Raw genomic sequence first — 23,345 nt, forward strand, 5'->3', positions numbered from 1 at the left:
ACAAAATGACCACTATATCTTTTTTATATGACAAAACCGAGATATTCTTTCTTAAATTTTGATTTTATGTTAATATTATAAGTAAGAACAACACCTCTACACCAACATTTATAGAAAGGTCTTTACTATGAGAATTCCAAAATACCAGATGATTAAAAACGATCTCAAGCAACAATTGCGCTCTGGGAAGTTTGAAAACGGCGATAAATTTTATACCGAAGCTGAGCTTATCGATATCTTCCAAGTGAGTTCGATTACGGTCATCAGGGCCCTCAACGACTTGGTGACAGAAGGATATCTCACCCGTCGGCAAGGAAAAGGGACCTTCGTTTCCAGAGCCCGCAAAGGGAAACGTGTCCGCTTCTCAGATGTCGAAATCTTTCCTTTTGACAAAGATGACGTTACCGTATTAGCATTAGTTCGCGAGCAAGACCCATCGATTTTAAAAACCTTAAAACTTGGAAAAAACGAGGCCTACTACCGTATCGAACGAGTGCGTCGGGCAGATGGTACAGCCTACATCTATCAAAAATCATTCATCCCAGAGAAGTTCATCGATGTCAAAAACCACGACATGTCTTATTACAGCTCCATCTACCAACACTTTAAGGCTGCTCACGACATCCACTTAAACGAAGAGAGTTTTATCGAAACTAACGAAGTCAAGTTTCCAACGCCTGAGCAGGTTGCCACAATTCTTGAAACGAGTGGAAACGAGCCTAGTATCTTGCAGGTTCGGACCACCTTCAACGAGGAAACGCAGGAAATCTTCGAGCATATTGAGTCCTATAAAAAATGGGACTACTACAAGTTCAAATTAACCTCTGATTAGTTTCAAATTCTTCTGTAATTCTGGAAAGGCTGCCTATTATGTTTACCAAAACATCTGCAATTGATAAAAATGTCTATTTTAAATCTGTCGTAGGTCCTGGCCCTAAATCCTACCATTCCATCGAGACTTCTTATGAGAAGCTCCCTGTAACTACCCTTTTATCCTGCGACAAGCCCGTTTATCTCAGTGCGGCATCAGGTATCTCATTGTTGGTTGTCTCTAGGGATCTTCAAGGTCCTTTTGAGAAATTCATCCTCCATGGAACCATTAAAGTTTTGCCAGGTACTTTTTATAACCTGACTAGTGTTTCTGAAGCAAGTTCTATCAATAAAAAACTTGCTCCTTTTTCCACCGAAAATGAAACCGCTTTACATGAAGCGATCGAATGGGAACCAATTGCGCCTGCTGTCCATATTTCTGAAATCTTTACCCTCTACTATCAAGTCAAAAAAGCTCCCTATCATTTTGGTCCGGAACAGCATCGCTACTGTGAATTGACGATTGTCGAACAAGGGAAATTAGAAACGGTAATTGATGGCAAGCACTACTTGCTGAGAAAAAATGACGCTATTTTATATCAGCAAAATCAAACGCACACCCAAGCCGTCAATGAAAAGGATACAACCACTTATATCACCGTCCTCTTTGATATGACACTCCTTGATCCTCAATTTTTTAACCGTATCTTCCACTTGAGTTCAGGCCAGATTGCTCAAATAGAAACCTTTATTCGAATCAGTGACGAGGACCATTTCCCCTATAAGAATGACCATCTAATCGCCCGATTAAAACTCTTTATCCTCTCCTTAATAAGCGAGTCCAACCCTTATCCTTCAAAAGCATCATCCATGAAGGAAAAATACGATCAAGATCTGGCGCAACAAATTACTGAATACATCAAGGAAAATCCTGAAGCCCGTGTTATTGACGTGACCCATCACTTTGGCATGTCGCGCTCCAATATCCAGTCGCTCTTTCACCGTTTTGTGGGAATGCAACCCCATGCCTATATTGAAGAGCAGCGCCTGAAACAGGCGAAAATTCTGATGAGAGATTCCAGTTATTCCTTAACGGAGATTGCACGGTTAGTGGGGTACCATTCCCTTCCTGCCTTCTCACGGTCCTTTAAAAATGCTTTTGGCTATTCTCCCTCAAGCTATGCTAAAAAGTTGTACAAGCAAATTTAAGGCGCCACAAATTGTCTAGTAACCAAAAACAGGTTCGGTTCATTCCGGACCTGTTTTTAACGTGCTTAGCACGCTTTGAGCTCAATCATTTTAAGTCCCTACTAAAAATGATGAGAGGTAAGCTTATAGCAGTACCAATCTAGTATATTAATTAAATTGTTCTGTTAAAAAAAGATTCAATTTTGGTAAATTACTATCTGGCTTTTTTTTAGTAGAAGCGATACAATATAAGTAACTATAGGTAACTGGTCGTTACCAGTTGGAGGTTTTTTATGATTGAACTTAAACCCCTATATCTACAATTGAGCGAGCAACTCATACAGACCGTTAAACAGATGGACAGTTCACAAAAGTTTTTATCCGAACGGGAAATCTGCCGCCAATATGATGTCAGCCGAACCACTGTTCGAGCAGCCTTAGACTATTTGGAAGGTCAAGGCTATATTTCAAGGCATCACGGAAAAGGAACCTTTACTTCAGATGCTTGGCAAGACCGTCCCAAACTCAGTATGGGCTACAGCTTTACGGAACAAATGCAGGCCATTGATAAGGTTCCAAGTAGTAAGATCCTAGGCTTTGGACAAATCGTTCCGGATTCTTTTGTCGCAGAGGAACTCCATCTCAAACAAGGGGAACCCGTTTGGTATCTCAACCGTTTGCGTTTAGCCGATAAACGGCCAATGATGCTTGAGATTACCTATCTACCATCTCATTTGTTTCCAGATTTGAGCAGTTACAATCTGGAAGAACACTCTCTTTACGATCTTTTTGAAACCGTCTATGATCAATATATTCTTTTTGCAGATGAGGTTTTTACAGCTGACCTTTTAAGTCCTGAACAGGCCAGCCATTTAAACGCGACCGAAGGAGATGCCTGCCTCAGTTTGACACGTAAATCTTACAATCAAGACCGTGTCATTGTTGAATACACGAGTAGCGTCGCCCGTCATGATTGTTTTTATTATCAGGTCCGTCACTATCGAAATCAATAACAATTTTTCCTAAAGGAGGACACTATGTTTCAACTATCAACTGCTGAATTGGAGGCTCTTGGAGCTGAAATCACGACACGTGAGATTCGACAGCAACCAGAGTTGTGGCTTGAGGCTTTTGATTACTACAAAACCAACCTTGAGCGCATCTCAGCCTTCTTAAACCACTTGCCACACGAAAAGCTCCGTGTGATTTTTACAGGGGCTGGAACCTCTCAATATGTCGGTGATACCATCCTACCTCATCTCAAACGCTTCGGAGATGAAAAACGGTTTGACTTCCAATCTGTAGCAACAACTAACCTTGTCTCAAATCCAAAGGATTATTTCAAGGCTGACGAGCCTACTGTGCTGGTTTCCTTTGCTCGGTCAGGTAACTCTCCTGAGAGTGTTGCCAGCGTCCAACTTGGTCAGCAAATTGTCAAGGATTTTTATCAAGTCACCATCACCTGTGCTCCTGAAGGACAACTGGCCCAAAAAGCTGCTGGAGACGATCGTAACTTGCTCTTGATTATGCCAGAACGGTCCAATGATGCTGGTTTTGCCATGACAGGGAGCTTTACTTGTATGACCTTGACAGCTCTCTTGGTCTTCGACCAGACAGACTTGACTCAAAAAGAAGACTATGTCAAGGCCATTGCGAAGGTTGGCCAAAGCGTCCTTGATGCTGAAGAAAGGATCCAGGCCTATGTTGACCTTGATTTTGAGCGTGTCATCTATCTCGGCTCTGGCGCATTAGCTGGGCTCGCTCGAGAAGTGCAGCTCAAAATCTTAGAGTTGACAGCTGGTCAAATCGCAACAGCATTTGATTCCTCACTTGGTTTCCGACATGGTCCAAAATCATTTGTCAATGACAAATCTCTAGCCTTTGTCTTTGTCTCTAATGATGACTACACGCGCCAATACGATGTGGATATTTTAAACGAACTCTCTGGCGATCAGATTGCTAGGCTTGTCTGTGGTATTCAAGTCGACAAGGCCCTCAACTTTGATGGGGAAAGCTTTACCTTAGACCAAACGTTTGCCACTATCCCTGATGGTTACCTCGCTCTACCTTATGCCATTTTTGGTCAAACGGTATCGCTCCTTACAGCTATCAAGGTTAAAAACAAGCCAGACACACCATCTCCAAGCGGTACTGTTAACCGCGTCGTGAAAGGGGTTATCATCCACCCTCTCACTTAGAAAGGCAACTTATGACAACTTATCTTTATGCCAAACAATTCTACTTTACAGATGAGGTCAAGGGACCAGGGTATCTACCAGTCCTAGAAGACGGTAAGCTTGGTCACTACCAAACCGAACAGCCAACAGATGGCGAAATCCTAGATTACAGCGCTTATAGTGTCGCCCCTGGTCTCGTTGATACCCACATCCATGGGTTTATGGGTCACGATGTTATGGATAACTCTGCCGAAGGCTTGCGCGTTATTTCAGACGGTCTGCCTTCTTGCGGGGTAACTTCCTATCTCCCAACGACTTTAACTGCTCAACGCGAGCTGTTAAACGCTGTCTGTGAAACCATTGGTCAAAACGTTGATAAGGTTTCCGGGGCTAAGATTCAAGGGATCTTCCTTGAGGGACCATTCTTTAATGAGACCTATAAGGGAGCACAAAACCCTAGTTACATGAGCGATCCGGTTATCGCTTATCTTGATGAGTGGCAGGAAAAAGCTCAAGGATGGGTGAAAAAAATCGCCCTTGCACCAGAGCGAGACGGAGCTGTCGATTTCATCAAACACGCTAAGTCTAAGGACATCTACAGCGCTATCGCGCACACCGATGCGACTTATGAAGACTGCCGTCAGGCTGTTGAAGCCGGTGCTAACATCTTCGTTCATACCTATAACGGTATGCGGGGGCTTCATCATAGAGAACCTGGTGTGGTCGGATCAGCCTTAACACTCGGTCAGTACGATGAACTCATTTGCGATGGGCATCATGTTCATCCTGTCTCCGCTAAGATCGTCATGCAGGCAGCAGGTCCTGATAAAACGGTATTGATTACTGATTGCATGCGCGCTGGCGGTATGGGTGAATGTGAATCAACCCTCGGGGAATTCGATGTTATCGTTGAAGGCGGTACTGCCCGTCTCAAGCACAATGGCAGCCTAGCTGGCTCCGTCCTAGAATTGATTACAGCTGTCCAAAATGTGGTCAAATGGGGCAATGCAACGCCTGCTGAAGCCCTTCGCATGGCCAGTCTTAACCCTGCCGCCTCAGTTGGCATCGATGACCGTTGCGGCAAGATCGATCCTGGCTATCCAGCAGACCTCATCATTTTAGACGATGACCTTAATCTCCAAGCCACCTATATCGATGGCAAAGCCTATTTTCAAAAGTAACACCAACTTCAAACCCATTTTAAGACCTTAGAAAGGATAACTTATGACAACCCTTCAATTAACCCCAGGAAAATTGCAACATTTGAAAAACCTCTCAAATGACAAAGATGTGATTGGTGCCCTTGCCATTGACCAACGGGGTGCCCTTCGTAAGATGATTACTGCCGGTGGCGGCTCAACTGGTGATGACTCTATCATCCGTTTCAAAGAATTAATCTCACAAGAGTTGACACCATTTTCAACCTCTATCCTCTTAGACCCAGAGTATGGTGTCCCTGCAACCAAGTTACGTGATGAAAACAGCGGCCTCATCGTTGCCTATGAAAAGACTGGTTACGATGCAACAACAGTTGGCCGTATTCCAGACCTCTTGCCAAACTGGTCTGCTAAACGCATCAAAGAATTGGATGCTGACGCGGTTAAAGTACTCATCTACTTCGATATTGACGAAAGCGAAGACATCAACGACATCAAAAAAGCTTGGGTCGAACGCGTTGGTTCTGAATGTGTAGCCGAAGATATCCCGTATTTCCTTGAAATCTTAACCTATGACGTGAGTGATATCGATGTTAAAGGTGAAGAGTATGCTAAAGTGAAAGCTCATAAAGTCATCGAAGCCATGAAACTTTTCTCAGACGCCCGCTACAACGTAGATGTCCTTAAGGTTGAAGTACCTATCAACATGGCTTATGTAGAAGGCTTTACCAAAGAAGGTGTCACACCGCTTCACACTCGCCAAGAAGCCCTTGACCTCTTCAAGGCGCAATCTGACGCAACTCACTTGCCATTTATCTTCCTCAGCGCTGGTGTTTCTGCTAGCCTCTTCCAAGAAACACTCCGCTTTGCTAAGGAAGCTGGCTCAACCTTCAACGGTGTCCTTTGTGGACGTGCCACTTGGGCTGATTCTGTAGCTGTATACGCTAAAGATGGTGATGACGCTGGCCGCGCTTGGTTGGCAGAGCATGGCCGTCAAAACATGGAAGACCTAAACGCTGTGATCGATGAAGCAGCTGCTCCATGGACAGACAAGGTTGTTTTGAAATCCTAGATTGCTCTGAAAATCTCGCATCGTAACTGCGGATAGTTTCTGTCACCCATCACTCACTCTTGATGGGTATGCTCAATATGCCATTCTTGGAGCACCTGAAACACTTCTTAATCAGGATTCCGCAATGATAGAAATAGTTGTCAAACTCAAAGGATATGCCTAGCGTTCAAACCGTCTCCTCCCCAGACTTAACACTCTTACAAAATGAAAACGAACTGCCTTAACTCTTTTAGCGCTTACCCGTCTTCATTTATAAAGAGCAAGGCCTATCTTGATTGTTTTTGACATCACTGCGCCATTGACTTCCGATAGGAATCTTGTAGGAGACCCCTTTGATTCTTTCTTTCTTTTGAAATTCATTTGTTTCAGGTGTTCACCTAAAGAGAACAAGAGCTGGGTCACCCCAGCTCTTGTTTATTGTCTTTGAGCAAAACTATCCTCCTATCAACTCTCTAGAGTAAGGAAGACCGGCCTAGTTCAATCATTAGTCGTTCTTGCTCTTGGCCTTAAACCAGCGAATACCGACCAAAGCTAAAACGGCTAGTAAACCAAGTCCAAATACAGTTGCTAGTGAACGATTTTCTCCTGTTGAAGGGAGTCCCATTTTGGATGCTTTTGCTTGAGACGGACTATCATCTGTGTCTTTTTCAACCACTTGCCCTATCTCATTTGTCGCCTCAGTATTAGCAATTTCTTCTGACGATTCATCACTGGCAAAGGTTTGAACAAAATAACTGAGACCATTTTCTTCTATAATCTCTGCAGAAACAAAGTGGTAGCCTGACACATCATAAATCGGAATAAAGCCTTCTTGTTGGGTCGCAATTTCCTGACCTGTTGATTGATCCACAAAACGGGTGTAATCCGTTAGCCTCACATAGTATTTACTGCCACCATAAGCAACAAAGTCCTCATCTGTCAGGTAGAAAATTTTATAGACCTTCTCCCCATTTTCTTCCACAATCACATCGTAATAGTACTTACGCTCACCGATGGACTCTTCAAAAGCTTGTCCTTTCTGATCTTTTTGAAGCTTTTTCCCAGACGTTCCGTCATAATATTCTGTACGGACAATAGCCTGGTCAACATAAGAAGCATCGCGATAAATATGGACCAAGGACGGCCCTTTATCTGTCGTGGTGATGATGGACGATAGGTAGGTGTAATCTTTCAAATCATAAGGAGCCTGGTAGCCATCGACACTGGCATGAATCTCCTTGTTTTCACCATCCGTTCGAAACAAGGTTTGCACAAACTGAAATTGATGTTTCGTTATCCAGGCCTGCAACTTGGAATCATCTAAGGTAGAAAGTGCTGCAGGAGCTTCTACCGTTTCTTTGGTGGAGAGAGTCTCTTTTCCTGAGCCTTCCCCTGATGAGCTAACGGTAGCAGATTCTTCCGATGAACCGGAGGTTGTGTCGCCATCAGTTATTGCTTCCATTTCGTCTCCCTGACCTGTAGATGAGGCAGCTGACCCTGCCAGGGCCAATCTCCCGTCTTCTGATGATGTTGTCGAGGTTGCTGCGACAGTCGGGCTTGTCGCACTTGGTTCCTCTGCTTGAACCAGATAGGGTTGCGCCAACTGTAAAACGGTGGTTGCTAACAAAAATTGGCTAATTGTATACTTTTTCATGGGTCTTGGTCTCCTTATTTCTTCCTTTTGATTGATACTTTTCAAAAGGGCTTCTACCTCCTTATTCGAAAAAAAAATAAAAAAAGTGGAAAACTTTTCCACTTTTTTGCATTCTGCTAACCCTTAATCTAAGGCTTCTACTGTTTCAACAACATTTTCAACGGTGAAACCGTACTTGGCAATCACTTCTGCAGCTGGTGCAGAGGCACCGAAGGTGTCAATACCAATCACAGCACCATCAAGACCGACATACTTGTACCAGTTTTGAGTGGCACCCATTTCAATTGCTATGCGGCGACGGACTGCATTTGGCAAGATTTCTTCCTTATACTCCGCATCTTGGGCATCAAAGAGATTGGTTGATGGCATGCTAACCACGCGTACTTTCGTCCCTTTTTCAGCAAGAGCTTTAGCAGCATTGACTGCTAATTCAACCTCAGAACCTGTCGCAATCAAAATAGTATCAAAATCAGCTTCTTCGTGAACCACATAGGCACCTTTGGCGACCTGAGCAAAGTCAGTCCCTTCTTGAACTGTCAAGTTTTGACGGGTCAAGACAAGGGCTGTTGGCGTTTGTGGGCTGGTTACAGCCAAGTGCCAAGCTGCTTGTGTTTCACGGGCATCCGCTGGGCGAAGCACATTAAGGTTTGGCATGGCACGAAGACCTGCAAGGTGCTCTACCGGCTCATGGGTTGGACCGTCTTCACCGACTGCAATCGAATCATGGGTGAAGACATAGGTCACTGGAAGGCCTTGAATCGCTGACAGACGAATCGCTGCTTTAAGGTAATCTGAAAAGACGAAGAAGGTTCCGCCATAGACACGGAGTCCACCGTGAGCTGCCATACCATTCAAAATAGTTCCCATAGCAAATTCACGTACACCAAATTGGATATTACGATTAAGTGGTGCCTCATCATCTTGAAGCCCTTCACCCTTGATAACCGTCATGTTCGAGTGCGCCAAGTCCGCTGAACCTCCAAGGAAGTTAGGCATTTTCTCAGCAATGACATTAAGGGCATCCTGGCTTGAGTTACGCGTCGCTTGTGAGAAGCCATTGTCAATCGCTGGGAAATCTTCTGGTGTCACTACAACAGGGTCTTTACCATCAAGGATAGCTGACAATTCTTCAGCTATTTCAGGGAAGGCTTTTTTGTAGTCTGCCACCAATGTTTCCCAAGCCTGATACGCTTCTTGGCCACGGTCAACGACGTTAGTCTTAAAATCAGCGTAGACTTCTTCAGGAATTTCAAATGGCGCGTAGTCCCAACCAAGGTTTTCACGGGTTGCTTGCGCTTCGTCAGCGCCTAAAGGAGCACCGTGAGCAGCGTTTGAACCTGCTTTTGCAGGTGAGCCATGGCCGATAACGGTCTTAATTTCGATAAGTGTTGGCTTGCCAGCTTTTTTAGCATCCTCGATCGCAGCATTAATAGCATCAAGGTCTGTACCATCTTCTACAAAAAGCGTATGCCAACCATAAGCATCATAACGGGCACGCACATCTTCTGTGAAACATTCTGAAGTTGGACCATCAAGGTTAATATCGTTTGAGTCGTAGAGCACGATTAACTTGTCTAACTTTTGAAGGCCAGCATATGATGCCGCTTCTGCCGACACACCTTCCATAAGGTCACCATCACCACAGATGACATAGGTGTAATGGTCAAAGAGGTTATAACCGTCTTTATTGTACTTAGCTGCAAGGAAACGTTCCGCTTGCGCAAAGCCTACTGCAGAGGCAATCCCTTGACCAAGAGGACCAGTTGTAATATCAACACCCTTAGTATGGCCCAATTCTGGGTGACCTGGAGTTGTTGAACCCCACTGACGGAAGTTCTTGATCTCATCCATGGAGAGATCTTCAAATCCTGATAAATGCAAGAGTGCATAGAGCAACATAGAGCCGTGACCCGCTGAGAGCACGAAACGGTCACGGTTGATCCAGTTCGGTGCTTCTGGGTTCACACGAAGGTGCTTGGTAAAGAGGCTGTAGGCCATTGGCGCAGCGCCCATAACGATTCCTGGGTGACCTGATTTTGATTTTTCAATCGCATCAATCCCAAGAAAGCGAATAGCGTTAATAGAAGTATTGGACATAGGTTCTCCTTCATTAGCCTGGTAACCGAGTTACCTTTTTCATTAAATTCATTTACTATTTTATCATAAAATGAATGAATACGCTTTAGTTTTTTATGTTATTCCATTTATTTTAGCAAAAAGACCAGATTTCTCTGATCTTTGATGTGAATGGAGGTTTATTCTACTTTTAAAGCAGGGCTTTAAACTGGATATTAGAATCCTCTAAGAAACAATCGTCAAATCCACGAGGATGATGGTATTCGATACGATCCTTATCAAGTGGATAAGTGTACTTGCCTCCTACTTCCCAGATAAAGGGATGGAAGTCATATTGGAGACGTTCTTTTCGCATTTTCCAAAGCTCTAAAATTTCATCCGTAGACGCCATAAAGTTAGACCAGATATCGTAATGAACTGGAATAATGACTTTCGCACGAAGGTTTTCAGCCATGCGAAGAAGATCAACGGATGTCATCTTGTCCTGAATACCGAGAGGATTCTCGCCATAATTATTAAGGGCAACATCAATCTTAAAATCACGGCCATGCTTGGCAAAGTAGTTTGAGAAGTGAGAATCAGCGCCATGGTAAATGGTGCCACCTGGCGTTTCAAAAACATAGTTTACAGCTTTACGGGCCATCTCTTCATCCGTGACAGCTAAGCCTGCTAACTCACCATCTTGAGCATCCGCCCCATCAACCGGTAAGGTCACTAGACAGGTCCGGTCAAAGGATTCCACTGCGTGAACGGTCATGTCTTTAAAGGTAAAGCTTTCTCCGGGTTTGATGACAACGATGCGTTCTTCAGGTACTCCCCATTTCTTCCAAATTTCACCACATTCGTAAGGACCAACGAATTTCACATGATCTAACTTTGGATTGTTGATAATCGCCGCCGCCGTATTGATATCAATATGATCACTGTGGAAGTGTGACACAAGATAGTAATCTAATTCATTGATAGCAAAGGGATCAATCACCATTGGTTGTACTCTTAGATTAGGCTGAAGCTTACGAACACCTGCCATATTTGCCATTTGGTGCCCACGTACCATATCTTTTACTTTTTTGGTAGACTTTCCGCGCGCCGACCAAAGATCCATGACAACGTTGGCACCACCTGGTGTTTTAACCCAAACACCACAGTTCCCCAACCACCACATGGCAAAATTGCCTTCAGGAACTGTTTCTTCTTCAATCTCTTCATTGAGCCAAGTTCCCCACTCTGGGAAAGTGCTGAGAATCCAAGATTCTCTTGTAATGTCTTTAACATTGGCCATTTGACTGCCTCCTTTTTTAATACCCTAGAAAAACCAAGCTCAATCGTATTTTCCTGACTTTTAAAAGGGCATAACTATGTTTTTGATACTTCTATGATAACGCCTTCACAACACTAAAAAAAGCCCAAATCAGACACATGACTGTGTTCATTCTTGGACTGTTCTTTGTTTAATGTTGGACATAAATACAGAGATTAGGTTATTGTGATACTCTTAATCAAGATCATCTATCGTTAGGCCCATCATCAAATTTTCTTGGATCAGTTGCTGTAATTTTGTTTTAAAGGCAACTTGTCTTTCTTCATCAGTAATATAAGAGGCAATAAGGCTATTGAGATCTTCTGCTGTATGACTCCTCAACGGATTTGGGCGTGACAATATTTGGCTAATCTTCAGAATATCGTCATGATTTAAAATAGGACTGACCTGAACGGTAGGAACCAATATGTCTAAACTATCACTTGTTTGGATTAAGGCATCCATTTCTAAAATGTCTTCAACACTCTTAAATTGTTCTGTCGTAAAGACAGCCACAATGCTAACCCTAGGAAAATGATACTCCATCTGCCTAACCAGAAGTTTTTGAATAGGTAGCCCCTCATCACAGACGATACAAACCCTCTCTGGTGGTCGTTGGAGTTCAATACTCCTAAGAGCACCCCCCAAGTGGACCGCTAAATGGCCTATATCATCGTCTGTTAATTGTATCATCCAGGCATTTTCTAGAACATCTACACAGTCAGCCGTCGCTTCAAAAAGCGGACTATATTTTTCTTTGATCTGAGCGGTCAAGGGATTTTTGGAAAGAATTCCATATGTTTTTCTAAAAATCAAAGCCTTACAGTGTATCAAGAGACGCTCGGCTAATTCTGTCCGCTCCACAAACTGATACTGAGTATGAGTCTCAAAAGCTTGTAGAAAGAGTTCGATAGCTTCTTCAACATCCCTAAAATCCAATGTATTAACATGGCTGTCATAGTTCTTCCGCGAGGACAGTAATAAAATACCTATCAAGGCTTCTTCAACATCATCAAGTTTTAGGTGATACTCCTCTAGTAAAAATCGACTAATATCTTGCGCAACCTTATATTCAATCCTCTCATGAACCAAGGTCAGCTCTTTCAAAACATCGTCTCTGTCCTCTACGGATAAATGGCTATTTCGATAACTCATTAAGATATAAGGTAACATCTTAACCGTCAAGGCTATATCAGATTCATACATTTCCTTTCCCCAGTTCTTCTGGAGACGATGGAAATACTGACGTAAGGCAAGCGAACGGTCTGTATCCAGGGAAGTAAAAATGGAGGACAAGGTTTTAAATTTCTTCTCAAAAATAGCTAAAAAACTCTCATTACTAGATTGAAAAATGGAGAATAAGAGAGAATAAATGTACTGAATTTTATCCAAGAGATGACAGTTGATAAAGTAACCGCGGTTTTTAGTAACCGTCAAAGGGAGGTAACAATACTCTTTGCTGAGACGCTCACGAATTTCATTAAGATCGTTAAGGGTGGTATTACGAGAAACATCTGTTAGAGCCATCATCCGCTCTAGTGTCACGCGCTCAGGAGATACTAAGATATAGACCAGGAGTAATTGAATGCGCTCTTCCATGCTCATGACATAGCTGTAGTCATCCAACTCATCTAGGAGGACCTGACAGGCCTGTTTTTGAGCTGCTGTCAATTGGACACCAACTCTTGGAATACTGATAATAGTCCCAACAGATTCAGGTAGGGCCTCGTTAATCTTCTCTAGACTGTAGTATATTTTACGTCTAGACTGGTTGATTTTTTTGGAGATAGCCATGATGGTTTCTGGTTGATCTCGTTCCATTAAATAGGTAATTAATGCATAGGAATCTTTATCTAAAAATAACATGACTTCTCCTTTTTCTCTGAAACAGCAAACGCATACATCACTATACCACATTTTTCACTTATAAGACAGACGACATCGTGATATTATTTAATAAAAAAGCAGACAAGTCCTAGCATTTGCCTGCTTCTGCTCCTAATGAGCATCTCCTTTTTGTCCATAGTAGGCATTAGGCCCGTGTTTGCGGAGATAGTGTTTGTCTAAAATGTATTGAGGAGCAGGCTCAACTTTTGGATTAATCTGCTCTGTATAGCGATTCATTTTAGCCACTTCTTCTAAAACGACAGAATGATACACTGCTTGAGCAGGATCTTTCCCCCAAGTAAATGGTCCATGATTACGGACAACTATTCCTGGAATCGCTACTGGGTCAATACCACGACGCTCAAACTCTTCAATGATGACGGTTCCAGTCTCTTTTTCATAGGCAGAGTCGACCTCATCCTTGGTCAGCGATCGCGCACAAGGCACTGGCCCATAGAAATAGTCGGCATGGGTTGTCCCATAAAAGGGAATATCACGACCAGCTTGCGCCCAGCCAACAGCTTCAGTTGAATGGGTGTGGACCACCGCTCCAACTTCTGGCCAAGCCTTGTAGAGTTCCACGTGGGTCTTTAGGTCGGAAGACGGATTGAGGTCTCCTTCGACCACATTACCGTCAAGGTCTGTCACCACCATGTTTTCAGGGGTTAATTTGTCATAGTCCACTCCAGATGGCTTAATAACGATGCGACCGAGCTCACGGCAGACTTCTGAGACATTGCCCCAGGTAAACTTGACGAGTCCGTGCTCTGGTAAGGCAACATTTGCCTTGTAAACGCGTTGACGCATTTCCTGTAAATCTTTTGGCATTAGGCTAACCCCGCTTTCTCAATTAGAGGATAGAGAAACCGCTGCGCCTCCTTAATTGTAGCACGCGTTTCTTCTACTGTTTCACAGTTTTCAGACCACATTTCAATTAAAAACGGCCCTCGATAATTGGTCTTTTTCAGAACCGCAAACATCTGCTCCCAATCCACACAGCCTTGACCAAACGGCACATCACGGAACTGCCCTTTAGAAGTCTCTGTAACCGCATAGGTATCCTTGAGATGAAGAGCTGCTATCGAGCGATGTCCTAGGTAAAATTCACTCCATAAGTCATTGTGCCAAGCAGAGACATTGCCGGTATCTGGGTAGACAAAGAGATAGGGAGAATCAACTTCCTTCTCAACCGCCAAATACTTCTCGATAGAGTTGATAAAAGGATCATCCATAATCTCAATGGCCAGCATCACTTGAGCTTGCTCTGCCCAATTACAGGATTGGCGCAAGTTTTTGATGAACCGCTCCCGCGTCTCTGAAGACTTGTCTTCATAATAGACATCGTAACCGGCTAGCTGAATCACACGAACACCCAAATCTTGCGCCAACTCAATGCATTTTTTCATGGCAGAAAGGGCTTCTGCTTCAAGCTCCGGATTAGCAGAGCCAAGCGGGTACCTACGATGACCAGAAAAGCAAATGGTCGGAATGCGGACACCTGTTTCATAAACAGCTTTTACAACCTCTAGGCGGTCTTCTTTCGTCCAATCAAGCCTCGCCCAGCGCTCATCCGATTCATCCACAGACATTTCGACAAAATCAAAACCAAGTTCTTTAGCAAATTGCAGGCGCTCTAGCCAAGTAAAGTGTTTAGGAGTTGCTTTTTCATAAATTCCAATAGGTCTTTTCATTCCCTACCCCCAAATGCGACGGATTTCATCCTTGAAGTCACGTGCTGCTTGGGCTGGATCAGGCGCTTCTGTAATCCCGCGACCTGCGATAAAGGTAAACACATCAACCCCTTCAAAGAGCTTCAAGGTATCCACATCAAGACCACCTGTAACTGATACTCGGAAGCCCATATCAATTAGTTTTTTGACCTTAGTCAAATCTTTTTCGCCCCATGTTTCACCGGCTAATAGAGCATCGCGAGATTGGTGATAAATCGCTTGTGAAATACCAGCATCCAACCATTGTTGGGCTTGCTCATAAGTCCAGTCCCCATAGAGTTCTACTTGAATTTCACCCTTGTCGCCACGTTCTTCTTGAATGGCTTTAAGAGCTGCCTTCATGGTAGGAATGGTTGCAGAGCAGATACAGGTCATCCAGTCTGCGCCACGAACGGCATTGTTTTTAGCGACTGTTCCACCAGCATCGGCACATTTGGTATCCGCCACAATGATTTTTTCAGGGAAGAGACTGCGAAGCACCTCAACCAGCTCACTCCCCACCTGGAGCAAGCAAACCGTCCCTGCTTCAATGACATCGACTTCGTGACCAACTGAAACAGCTGCCTTAATGGCACCTTGTAAATCAGAATGATCTAGCGCTACTTGTAAATTTGGAATGTGTTGTGTCATCTGTATAATCCTTTCAATCTTCTGCTTTATCCTTAAGACTCTAGATCTAGCCCCTCAAGGTAAGGGCTATTTTTTGACTCTTCTACCATGGCCAAGACTTCCTCAGGGGTTTGACAAGCCACCAAACGCTCAATGGCATTTTCTAACTCAAAAAGTGCAATAATCTGAGGAATGGCAACGGATGTATGAATATCTGAACTGGTTGCAGCGAGTGCCAAGAGGACACTGACTTCTTTGCCATCTGAAAAGGTAACAGGTTCTGTAAGCGTCACAAGGGAGAAGGCATCGCGCTTCACTCCCGCTTCAGGACGAGCATGCGGCATGGCCATACCTGGCATCAAAACATAATAAGGGCCATACTCTTCTGTCGATTCGATAATCGCATGGTAATATTCTTCGGTGATGGCGCCACTTTCAATCAAGGGATCCACGGATAGCTTAACCGCTTCTTGCCATGTTGTTGCTGACAAACCAAGTCGAATCGAGTCGTTTTCTGTAAATGCTTTTCTTAAGTTCATATCATTTTCCTTTCGCCAGTTTAATAGAGAAGAGGCCGGGAAATCCCCCAACCTCCATCCGTTGTTAGTCTAAAACTGCTGAGAGCTTGGTTTTAATTTCGTTATCGTCCATCAAGTTATCCAGACCCACCAATTTACCATTGGTACGCCCTTCCAATTCTGAAATCAAATGATTAGACGCCACCACAATGTCATAACCCGCGGCTAAGCTCTTAGCTTCACCAACTGAGCAAGACGCTGATTGCACATCAGTCACTCCCAATTGACGCAAGGCGTTTTCAACTTTCATCTTGATCACCATAGATGATCCCATACCATTTCCACATGCTGTTAATACTTTAACCATATTCTGACTCCTATCTTTCTTTTTTTGACAATAGCAGACCTGCTATTACTTATTTAATGACAACGTATCTTATTTGCGATTATTGTGCTTCCCCGCGGTAGTAGGCTTCCTTATCTTTTGCTTTAGCATACTGCAATTGAGGGATTACTAAGAGCAGGACACAAACAAGCACATAACCAGCTAGACCGAGGTACTTGAAGAGGTAACCAAATGGCACCCAAGGGATTTCAAAATCGATATTACCATGATAACCGCCGAAGTTTGCCAAATCAAGCAAGGCTACTGCAATGGCACCAACAGCCACTTGAAGGACACCTGAGCAGAAGGACAATATCGTCGCCGCTTTCCATCCACCACGTTTATCAGCGTAAACTGCAATCGCTGCATTGTCAAAGAAGACAGGGACGAAACCGGTGATGATAAGAATAGGGCTCTTGAAGATGACCAAAAGGGCAATCGTGATCAATTGACCAACCAAACCAAAGGCAAACCCTGACAGTACCGCGTTTGGCGAACCAAAACCGTAAGATGCCGCAACATCGACCGCAGGGAAAGAACCAGGCAAGAGTTTGCTAGAAATCCCTTGGAAGGCATTGGTCAGTTCAGCAACGAACATCCGTACCCCTTGCATCAAAATGAAAAGGTAAACAGAGAAGGTAAAGGCTGTTTGAATCACATACATGAAGAAGGATTGTTTTTCAGGTGAGTAAAGGGTCCCTGATGTAATCACTTCAGGGTTAGACATGATCTCTGGGCCAAGAATAGTCAAGATCGCTCCAAAGAAGATAAGCATCAAGGTTGCTGAGGCAACCACTGTATCATGGAAAATACTGAGGAATTTAGGTAACTTAAGATTATCAAGGTTTTCTTCCTTGTTTCCTAGCTTATCTGCAATCTTGTCTACAAACCAGATGGCAAATTGTTGTTGGTGACCGATGGCAAATCCACCACCACCTGTCAAACGTTGTGTTGCTTCGACTGTCATATTTGAGCTGACTGCCCAGTATAAACCACAGATGACTCCGATAGCTAGGGTTCCCCATGCATTGCGAAGCTGTGGAATCAAGAAGAGCACCATAAGTGAAATCGTTGCTGCTTGTTGGACCATGATGTGTCCTGTGATAAAGAGGGTACGCACCTTGGTCACTTTACGAAGGGCAACCAATAAGATATTAACCCCAAACCCGATCAAGAGTGCTGTTGTTGCAGCTCCGACAAAGTCTGGAAACTCTTCAACAATTTTAGTGTTGGCAGCTGTTAATCCAAAGTAAGGATCGATAACTGCCGCACCAATCTTAAACTTAAAGTTAAGCGCTGCTAAGATGGGACGGAATGTTGATACCAAGCCACCTGCAGCCACGTTGAGAATCATGTAACCAACGGTTGCTTTAACAAATCCAGCAAAGACATCGTGTGCTGGTTTTTTAAGCAGGGCGTAGCCGACCAATACCAAGAGACCGACAAAGAACGCAGGATTCTGCAAGATGTTTTGCGAGAACCAATTTAGTATACTTGTTAGGATTTCCATAGGTATACTCCTTATGTGTTTTATTTTCATGTTCATTATATATTTTGTAAGCGATAACAAAAAGACCAAAGAGTACACAAGCAACTGTTCAAAATTGGACTGATAGCCAAGAAAGCGCATATTTCCGTATATTTTGAACAAGGAGAACTTATTCTTTATAACATCCAAACCATCCAAATGCTGTCCGCTATAAAGAAAAAACCAAATTCTGTGCGACAGAATTTGGTCCTCCATTATAGGATTATCTTTTTAAAAAGTGAATTACATCATGCCACCCATCATACTTGGGTCCATGGCTGGTGCTGGTGCAGCAGGTTCGGGCTGATTAGCCACAACAGCTTCGGTAGTTAAAATCAAGCTAGCCACTGAGGCCGCATTTTGAAGAGCAGAGCGAGTTACTTTAACGGGGTCAATGATTCCTGCTTCAATCATGTTTACCCACTCACCTGTGGCTGCGTTAAAGCCTTGGCCTTGATCTGCATTTTTCAAGCGGTCAATCACGATGGATCCTTCAAAACCGGCATTGTGAGCGATCTGACGGACAGGCTCTTCCAGGGCACGGAGGACAATGTTACGTCCTGTTGCTTCATCACCATCTAAGTCAAGCTCAGCCACTTTTCCAAGGACATTGACAAAGGCCGTACCACCACCGGCAACGATCCCTTCTTCCACTGCCGCGCGAGTAGCATTGAGGGCATCTTCGATACGGAGCTTAGTTTCTTTGAGTTCTGTTTCAGTCGCCGCTCCAACCTTAATGACAGCGACACCGCCAGACAACTTAGCCAAGCGCTCTTGCAATTTCTCACGGTCAAATTCAGAAGTGGTTGTTTCGATTTGAGACTTAAGAACTGCTACACGATTCGCAATCGCCTCAGCAGAGCCAACACCTTCAACAATCGTAGTGTGGTCTTTGTCTACAACGACTTTGGCAGCTTGTCCAAGGGCTTCGATCGTTGCATCTTTCAATTCTAAGCCAAGCTCTTCAGTGATAACCGTGCCACCTGTCAAGATAGCAAGGTCTTCTAACATGGCCTTACGACGGTCTCCAAAACCTGGAGCTTTTACAGCCACCACATTAAAGGTTCCACGAATTTTATTGAGGACAAGGGTTGGAAGGGCTTCGCCATCCACATCATCTGCTACGATTAAAAGCGGACGATTGGTTTGAAGGACAGCTTCTAATAATGGCAAGACTTCTTGGATTTGAGACACCTTCTTATCTGTAATCAAGAGATAAGGATTTTCCAATTCAGCAACCATTTTCTCGTTGTCAGTCACCATATACTGAGACAAGTAACCACGGTCAAACTGCATTCCTTCGACAACAGAAAGCTCTGTTTCCATCCCGCGCGACTCTTCAATCGTGATCACTCCATCGTTACCAACCTTCTCCATAGCTTCAGAGATGTATTCTCCAACCTTTTCAGAACGCGACGATACAGCTGCGACCTGGGCTATCGCTTCTTTACCAGTAACAGGGGCAGCAATGTCTTTTAACTCTTCAACTGCTGCAACAACAGCCTTTTCAATCCCACGACGAATGCCGATAGGGTTGGCGCCTGCTGTCACATTTTTAATCCCTTCGCGGACGATAGCCTGGGTCAAAACTGTTGCGGTTGTGGTACCATCACCAGCAATGTCGTTGGTTTTAGAAGCCACTTCAGACACTAACTTAGCACCCATGTTTTCAAAATGATCTTCTAACTCGATTTCTTTCGCGATGGTTACCCCGTCATTGGTAATAAGGGGTGAGCCAAAGGCTTTTTCCAAAACCACATTGCGGCCTTTAGGGCCTAAGGTCACCTTAACGGTATCAGCTAAAATGTCAACACCACGGACCATGGCAGTACGGGCATCTGCTGCAAATTTAATATCTTTTGCCATAATTTTTCCTCCTCTACGCAATCACTGCTAAAATATCAGCTTCACGGATAATGGTAACCTTATCGTCACCATCTTTCACTTCCACACCAGCTCCATGTTCAACAAGGACAGTATCTCCAACACGAATACTCGGCGCAATTAACTCACCTGTCAAGGTGCGTAGGCCATCACCCACCGCTATAACGCTAGCTTTCTGAGTAGCTTCATGAGAGCTTGAAGCTAGGACAAAGCCTCCAACTGTTTGTTCTTGTGTTTCTTCAAATTTTACGACCACACGGTCTCCTAAGGGTTTTAACATTGAAACCTCCACATTTTTCCTATTTTTAGCACTCTCACATACAGAGTGCTAACTCTGTTTCTATTTTATCACTTGGTCAAAAATAGTCAAGAAAAAAGATGACCTTTTAGCAACTTTAAAACCAGCCCTGAAAAACAAAGACTGGCCCTAACTAAAAGAACATCACCTTTTATGCTTACAGAAAAAAGAAGTGGCTTAACCCACTTTCTCCTTTTAAAATGGAAGAGGTTCTTCCTCTAAAATAAGATCTGCCAGCTCCTGGCTCACATTATTTTCCCGCATGGCACGTTGCGCACGACTTTCAAGCAGTTGGAACCCGTGGCAGAGTACCTCTGAGGCGTAATGGGTTTCTCCATTTTTCTCATATTTACGGGTACGCAGTTCCCCGTCAACAGAGATTAGACTACCTTTGGTACCATAACTGGCTAGATTCTCAGCCATTTTTCCCCAAGCAACCGCATTGATAAAATCTGTCTGACGCTCCCCGTCTTGCCCCTTGTATTTACGGTTAATGGCTACTGTAAATCGTGTGACATGCTTCTCAGACGGTGTGGTATGCAATTCAGGCTGGTGGACCAAACGGCCAATCATAATCATTTTATTTAACATAAGTTATCCTCCTGCTTCTTTATTCGTAGCTTTTTTCAAAAAATGGTAAAATAAAGAAAATGGACAAAGGACGGCCATTCGGCCAACTGTATTATGGAAAAGACTCTATCTTGGATTACCAATCTTCTCGCTAAATACCAACCCAGACCCATCGATGAAAAGAGGGTTTATGCTGTTTTACTCCCCCTCATCAAGGTTAATGGGGCTTGCCATATCCTCTATCAGGTCAGAGCCCAGCACATCTCCCAGCCTGGGGAGGTCGCTTTCCCTGGCGGACGTGTCGAGACTGGCGAGACAATCAAGGAGGCTGCGATTCGTGAGACCATGGAAGAGCTCAACCTCTCAGCAGCCCAGATTAGCATAGTGGGAGAGATTGATTATATGGTTAATGGTCCTCGCACCATTCACTGCTTTGTCGGCCAACTCTTGGTTGAAGACTGGACAGAGATCCAACCCAATGAGGAAGTGGAGCGCCTCTTTACCCTTCCCTTGGACCTCCTGTTAGAGATCCCGCCGACCTATTATGATTTAACAGCTGTTGTGGAACCTTCAACGGATTTCCCGTTTGATCGCATTCCAAATGGTGCCAACTACAATTTTAAAGAACATTTCAGAAGAGTTCCCTTTTACAATCAGGACAATGAAAACCTCTGGGGCATGACCGCTCGCTTCACCCATCGCTTTACGGAGATTGTGAAAGATAACCATTCCGCACCCTTGTTGGAGAAAGGAGAATAGAGTATGTGTCTCATTTGCGATCGTATTGATCTCATTACAAAAAATCAAAACCCTTATTTTGTTAAAGAGTTGGAAACAGGTTATGTTGTCATTGGTGATCACCAACATTTTCTTGGCTACACACTATTCTTGTCCAAAAAGCATGTCTCAGAACTCCATTATCTTGATAAAGACAGTCAGATACAGCACCTCAGTGACATGGCACTTGCCTCAGAAGCTGTTGCTACCGCTTTTGAAGCTAAAAAAATGAATATCGAATCGTTAGGCAATGGCGATGCCCATCTTCACTGGCATCTCTTTCCTAGAAAAGCTGGCGACCTTGGCAATCATGGCATGTCTGGCAAAGGCCCTGTCTGGTGGCTGCCACATACTGAAATGTACTCAGAAGAAAAGCTCATAACTACTGAACAACTACTTGTTTTAAAAGAAAAACTTCTTAAAGCCTTTGACCAATTAGAATCATAAACCCTAGGATGATGGCACCCTAGGGTTTGTTTCTTTTAGAACAGAGCTTAACCTGCCCAATGCTTACTGGCGTCAAAAGGCTCTCCGACTGCGGTGTCTGGAGAGAGTTCAATGATACCGCGTTTTTGCGGTGCGTTTGGTAGGGCTAATTCGCGGGGGCTACACATCATCCCATGGGAGGCCACGCCACGAAGTTCACCTGGGAAGATGAGGTTGCCTTTTGGCATCATAGCACCAGGCAAGGCCACAATGGTCTTGAGGCCGACCGCTGCATTCGGTGCGCCAGCCACGATTTGCACGGTTTCCTCTGCTCCGATAGCTACCTGACAGATGTTGAGGTGGTCACTATCTGGATGGGCTTCCATGGCTACAATCTCGCCCACCACGAACTTTGGAGTACCATCATCTTCAAGGACCACCTCAAAGCCTGCTTGCGCGACAGCCTTATTGAGGACAGCCAAATCATCTGCTGAGAGGCTCACTTGACCTTGACCGTCAATGGTGATTAAGTCTGAGACATCAAAAATATTCACTCCAACCACTTGGTTATCTGAGGCACGGCGAACCACAGCGACATTGTCTCGTCGCTCACTGGTCACTTTTTGACCTTGGCTGTCCGCCACTATGACCATGAGCACATCGCCGACGTAGGGTTTGTTATAGGTATAAATCATTTCGTTTCTAATCCTTCCAAAAATGCTATTATTTCAGCCTTGGTTTTGCGGGCCTTGTTAACCAAACGTCCGATTTCCTGTCCATTTTCAAGGACGACAAGGCTGGGAATGCCGAAGATGTCCCACTGCTGGGCAAGGGGCATAAAGGCATCGCGGTCCAACTCCACAAAGGTCGACGCAGGAAAAGCCGCCTCAATCTCAGGCAGATAGGGGGCTAGGTAATGACAGTCCGGGCACCAATCGGTCATGAAAACAAGTACCAGCCGCTGGTTACTTTCGATCAGTGGAGCTAATTCTTCTAAAGTTTTTGGCTGAATCACTAGACTTCCTCCTCATAGAAAATCTCACCTGCTAAGTAATCAAAGCGATAGACCTTACCATCATCCATGATAACGCCACCCTTGGTTTGAACCTTATCGGACTGGGTTTGGTCGATATAAACCGTAGCAATACTTCCAATTGTCGCAAAAAAATCCCGTACTTCATGTACAATCTGGGACAAGTAAGCTTCCCGCTCTTCATCCAGATATACCTTTGCCCCAAGAGCCAAGGCAGCTAAGCCTAAACCTGCTATCACAATCGCTAATTTTGTATGTTTCTGTCTTTTCATAAGAAAATTATACCA

At 44.2% G+C, this 23,345-nt stretch carries 24 protein-coding genes; 8 read left to right on the forward strand and 16 right to left on the reverse strand.

From position 1 onward, the window contains the following. Positions 1–127 precede the first annotated feature (127 nt). The 6 genes from J2S23_RS06875 to lacD all read left to right on the forward strand — a co-directional run bounded on the left by J2S23_RS06875 (position 128) and on the right by lacD (position 6,404). Positions 128–832 (forward strand): GntR family transcriptional regulator, encoded by a 705-nt coding sequence (locus J2S23_RS06875; RefSeq protein WP_307122009.1) that lies wholly within the window; start codon positions 128–130, stop codon positions 830–832. Between the two features lie 38 nt (positions 833–870). After that, positions 871–2,019 (forward strand): AraC family transcriptional regulator, encoded by a 1,149-nt coding sequence (locus tag J2S23_RS06880; protein WP_307122010.1) that lies wholly within the window; start codon positions 871–873, stop codon positions 2,017–2,019. Positions 2,020–2,291: 272 nt separating this feature from the next. Next, on the forward strand, positions 2,292–3,011 hold the full coding sequence (locus J2S23_RS06885; RefSeq protein ID WP_307122011.1) for a GntR family transcriptional regulator: 720 nt from the start codon (positions 2,292–2,294) through the stop codon (positions 3,009–3,011). Between the two features lie 24 nt (positions 3,012–3,035). Continuing rightward, positions 3,036–4,196 carry an SIS domain-containing protein gene (locus tag J2S23_RS06890; protein ID WP_307122012.1) on the forward strand — a complete coding sequence of 387 codons (1,161 nt, stop codon included), beginning with the start codon at positions 3,036–3,038 and terminating at the stop codon, positions 4,194–4,196. A gap of 11 nt (positions 4,197–4,207) precedes the next feature. Further along, positions 4,208–5,356 (forward strand): N-acetylglucosamine-6-phosphate deacetylase, encoded by a 1,149-nt coding sequence (nagA, locus tag J2S23_RS06895; RefSeq protein ID WP_307122013.1) that lies wholly within the window; start codon positions 4,208–4,210, stop codon positions 5,354–5,356. Positions 5,357–5,399: 43 nt separating this feature from the next. Continuing rightward, entirely contained in the window at positions 5,400–6,404 is a 1,005-nt protein-coding gene (lacD, locus tag J2S23_RS06900; protein WP_307122014.1) for a tagatose-bisphosphate aldolase, read from the forward strand. Between the two features lie 484 nt (positions 6,405–6,888). On the opposite strand, the gene J2S23_RS06905 is transcribed toward lacD, so the two are convergent. The 13 genes from J2S23_RS06905 to J2S23_RS06965 all read right to left on the reverse strand — a co-directional run bounded on the left by J2S23_RS06905 (position 6,889) and on the right by J2S23_RS06965 (position 20,843). Next, complete coding sequence (locus J2S23_RS06905) at positions 6,889–8,037, reverse strand: LPXTG cell wall anchor domain-containing protein (RefSeq protein ID WP_307122015.1); 1,149 nt, start codon at positions 8,035–8,037, stop codon at positions 6,889–6,891. A gap of 123 nt (positions 8,038–8,160) precedes the next feature. Beyond that, entirely contained in the window at positions 8,161–10,134 is a 1,974-nt protein-coding gene (gene tkt, locus J2S23_RS06910; protein ID WP_307122016.1) for a transketolase, read from the reverse strand. 169 nt (positions 10,135–10,303) lie between these two features. Beyond that, positions 10,304–11,395 carry an L-ascorbate 6-phosphate lactonase gene (ulaG, locus tag J2S23_RS06915; RefSeq protein WP_307122017.1) on the reverse strand — a complete coding sequence of 364 codons (1,092 nt, stop codon included), beginning with the start codon at positions 11,393–11,395 and terminating at the stop codon, positions 10,304–10,306. Between the two features lie 213 nt (positions 11,396–11,608). After that, positions 11,609–13,279: a BglG family transcription antiterminator gene (locus J2S23_RS06920; protein ID WP_307122018.1), complete on the reverse strand. Its 1,671-nt coding sequence runs from the start codon at positions 13,277–13,279 to the stop codon at positions 11,609–11,611. Positions 13,280–13,411: 132 nt separating this feature from the next. Beyond that, positions 13,412–14,128: an L-ribulose-5-phosphate 4-epimerase gene (locus tag J2S23_RS06925; protein ID WP_307122019.1), complete on the reverse strand. Its 717-nt coding sequence runs from the start codon at positions 14,126–14,128 to the stop codon at positions 13,412–13,414. Next, positions 14,128–14,991 (reverse strand): L-ribulose-5-phosphate 3-epimerase, encoded by an 864-nt coding sequence (locus J2S23_RS06930; protein WP_307122020.1) that lies wholly within the window; start codon positions 14,989–14,991, stop codon positions 14,128–14,130. Before J2S23_RS06930 ends, J2S23_RS06925 begins: the two co-directional genes overlap by 1 nt. A gap of 3 nt (positions 14,992–14,994) precedes the next feature. Further along, positions 14,995–15,660 (reverse strand): 3-keto-L-gulonate-6-phosphate decarboxylase UlaD, encoded by a 666-nt coding sequence (locus tag J2S23_RS06935; RefSeq protein WP_307122021.1) that lies wholly within the window; start codon positions 15,658–15,660, stop codon positions 14,995–14,997. 32 nt (positions 15,661–15,692) lie between these two features. Next, positions 15,693–16,178, reverse strand: a complete 486-nt coding sequence (locus tag J2S23_RS06940) for a PTS sugar transporter subunit IIA (RefSeq protein WP_307122022.1) — start codon at positions 16,176–16,178, stop codon at positions 15,693–15,695. 64 nt (positions 16,179–16,242) lie between these two features. Then, positions 16,243–16,524 carry a PTS sugar transporter subunit IIB gene (locus J2S23_RS06945; protein ID WP_307122023.1) on the reverse strand — a complete coding sequence of 94 codons (282 nt, stop codon included), beginning with the start codon at positions 16,522–16,524 and terminating at the stop codon, positions 16,243–16,245. A 79-nt stretch (positions 16,525–16,603) separates the two neighbouring features. Next, complete coding sequence (gene ulaA / locus J2S23_RS06950; RefSeq protein ID WP_307122024.1) at positions 16,604–18,052, reverse strand: PTS ascorbate transporter subunit IIC; 1,449 nt, start codon at positions 18,050–18,052, stop codon at positions 16,604–16,606. 261 nt (positions 18,053–18,313) lie between these two features. Continuing rightward, positions 18,314–19,936, reverse strand: a complete 1,623-nt coding sequence (groL, locus tag J2S23_RS06955; protein ID WP_307122025.1) for a chaperonin GroEL — start codon at positions 19,934–19,936, stop codon at positions 18,314–18,316. A 13-nt stretch (positions 19,937–19,949) separates the two neighbouring features. Further along, positions 19,950–20,234, reverse strand: coding sequence for a co-chaperone GroES (gene groES, locus J2S23_RS06960; protein WP_307122026.1), 285 nt, complete (start codon positions 20,232–20,234; stop codon positions 19,950–19,952). 213 nt (positions 20,235–20,447) lie between these two features. After that, entirely contained in the window at positions 20,448–20,843 is a 396-nt protein-coding gene (locus J2S23_RS06965; protein ID WP_307122027.1) for a single-stranded DNA-binding protein, read from the reverse strand. A 114-nt stretch (positions 20,844–20,957) separates the two neighbouring features. Between J2S23_RS06965 and J2S23_RS06970 the strand changes: the two genes are divergently transcribed. Both J2S23_RS06970 and J2S23_RS06975 read left to right on the forward strand, forming a co-directional pair. Then, entirely contained in the window at positions 20,958–21,581 is a 624-nt protein-coding gene (locus J2S23_RS06970) for an NUDIX hydrolase (RefSeq protein WP_307122039.1), read from the forward strand. Positions 21,582–21,584: 3 nt separating this feature from the next. Next, positions 21,585–22,046 (forward strand): HIT family protein, encoded by a 462-nt coding sequence (locus tag J2S23_RS06975; RefSeq protein ID WP_307122028.1) that lies wholly within the window; start codon positions 21,585–21,587, stop codon positions 22,044–22,046. A gap of 47 nt (positions 22,047–22,093) precedes the next feature. Here the strand turns inward: J2S23_RS06975 and ytpR are convergent, their stop codons facing one another. Genes ytpR through J2S23_RS06990 form a run of 3 tightly spaced genes read right to left on the reverse strand, consistent with a single transcriptional unit; the run spans position 22,094 to position 23,330 of the window. Beyond that, a complete protein-coding gene (gene ytpR, locus J2S23_RS06980) occupies positions 22,094–22,720 on the reverse strand; it encodes a YtpR family tRNA-binding protein (RefSeq protein ID WP_307122029.1) in 627 nt (208 codons plus the stop codon). Then, the gene (locus J2S23_RS06985; protein ID WP_307122030.1) at positions 22,717–23,040 is read right to left on the reverse strand and encodes a thioredoxin family protein; all 324 of its coding nucleotides are present in this window, start codon (positions 23,038–23,040) and stop codon (positions 22,717–22,719) included. The genes ytpR and J2S23_RS06985 overlap by 4 nt, the downstream gene beginning before the upstream one ends. Beyond that, positions 23,040–23,330, reverse strand: a complete 291-nt coding sequence (locus J2S23_RS06990) for a DUF4651 domain-containing protein (protein ID WP_307122031.1) — start codon at positions 23,328–23,330, stop codon at positions 23,040–23,042. Before J2S23_RS06990 ends, J2S23_RS06985 begins: the two co-directional genes overlap by 1 nt. Positions 23,331–23,345 lie beyond the last annotated feature (15 nt).

It is taken from the genome of Streptococcus moroccensis, from assembly GCF_030812835.1.
In the GTDB taxonomy this organism is placed as follows: domain Bacteria; phylum Bacillota; class Bacilli; order Lactobacillales; family Streptococcaceae; genus Streptococcus; species Streptococcus moroccensis.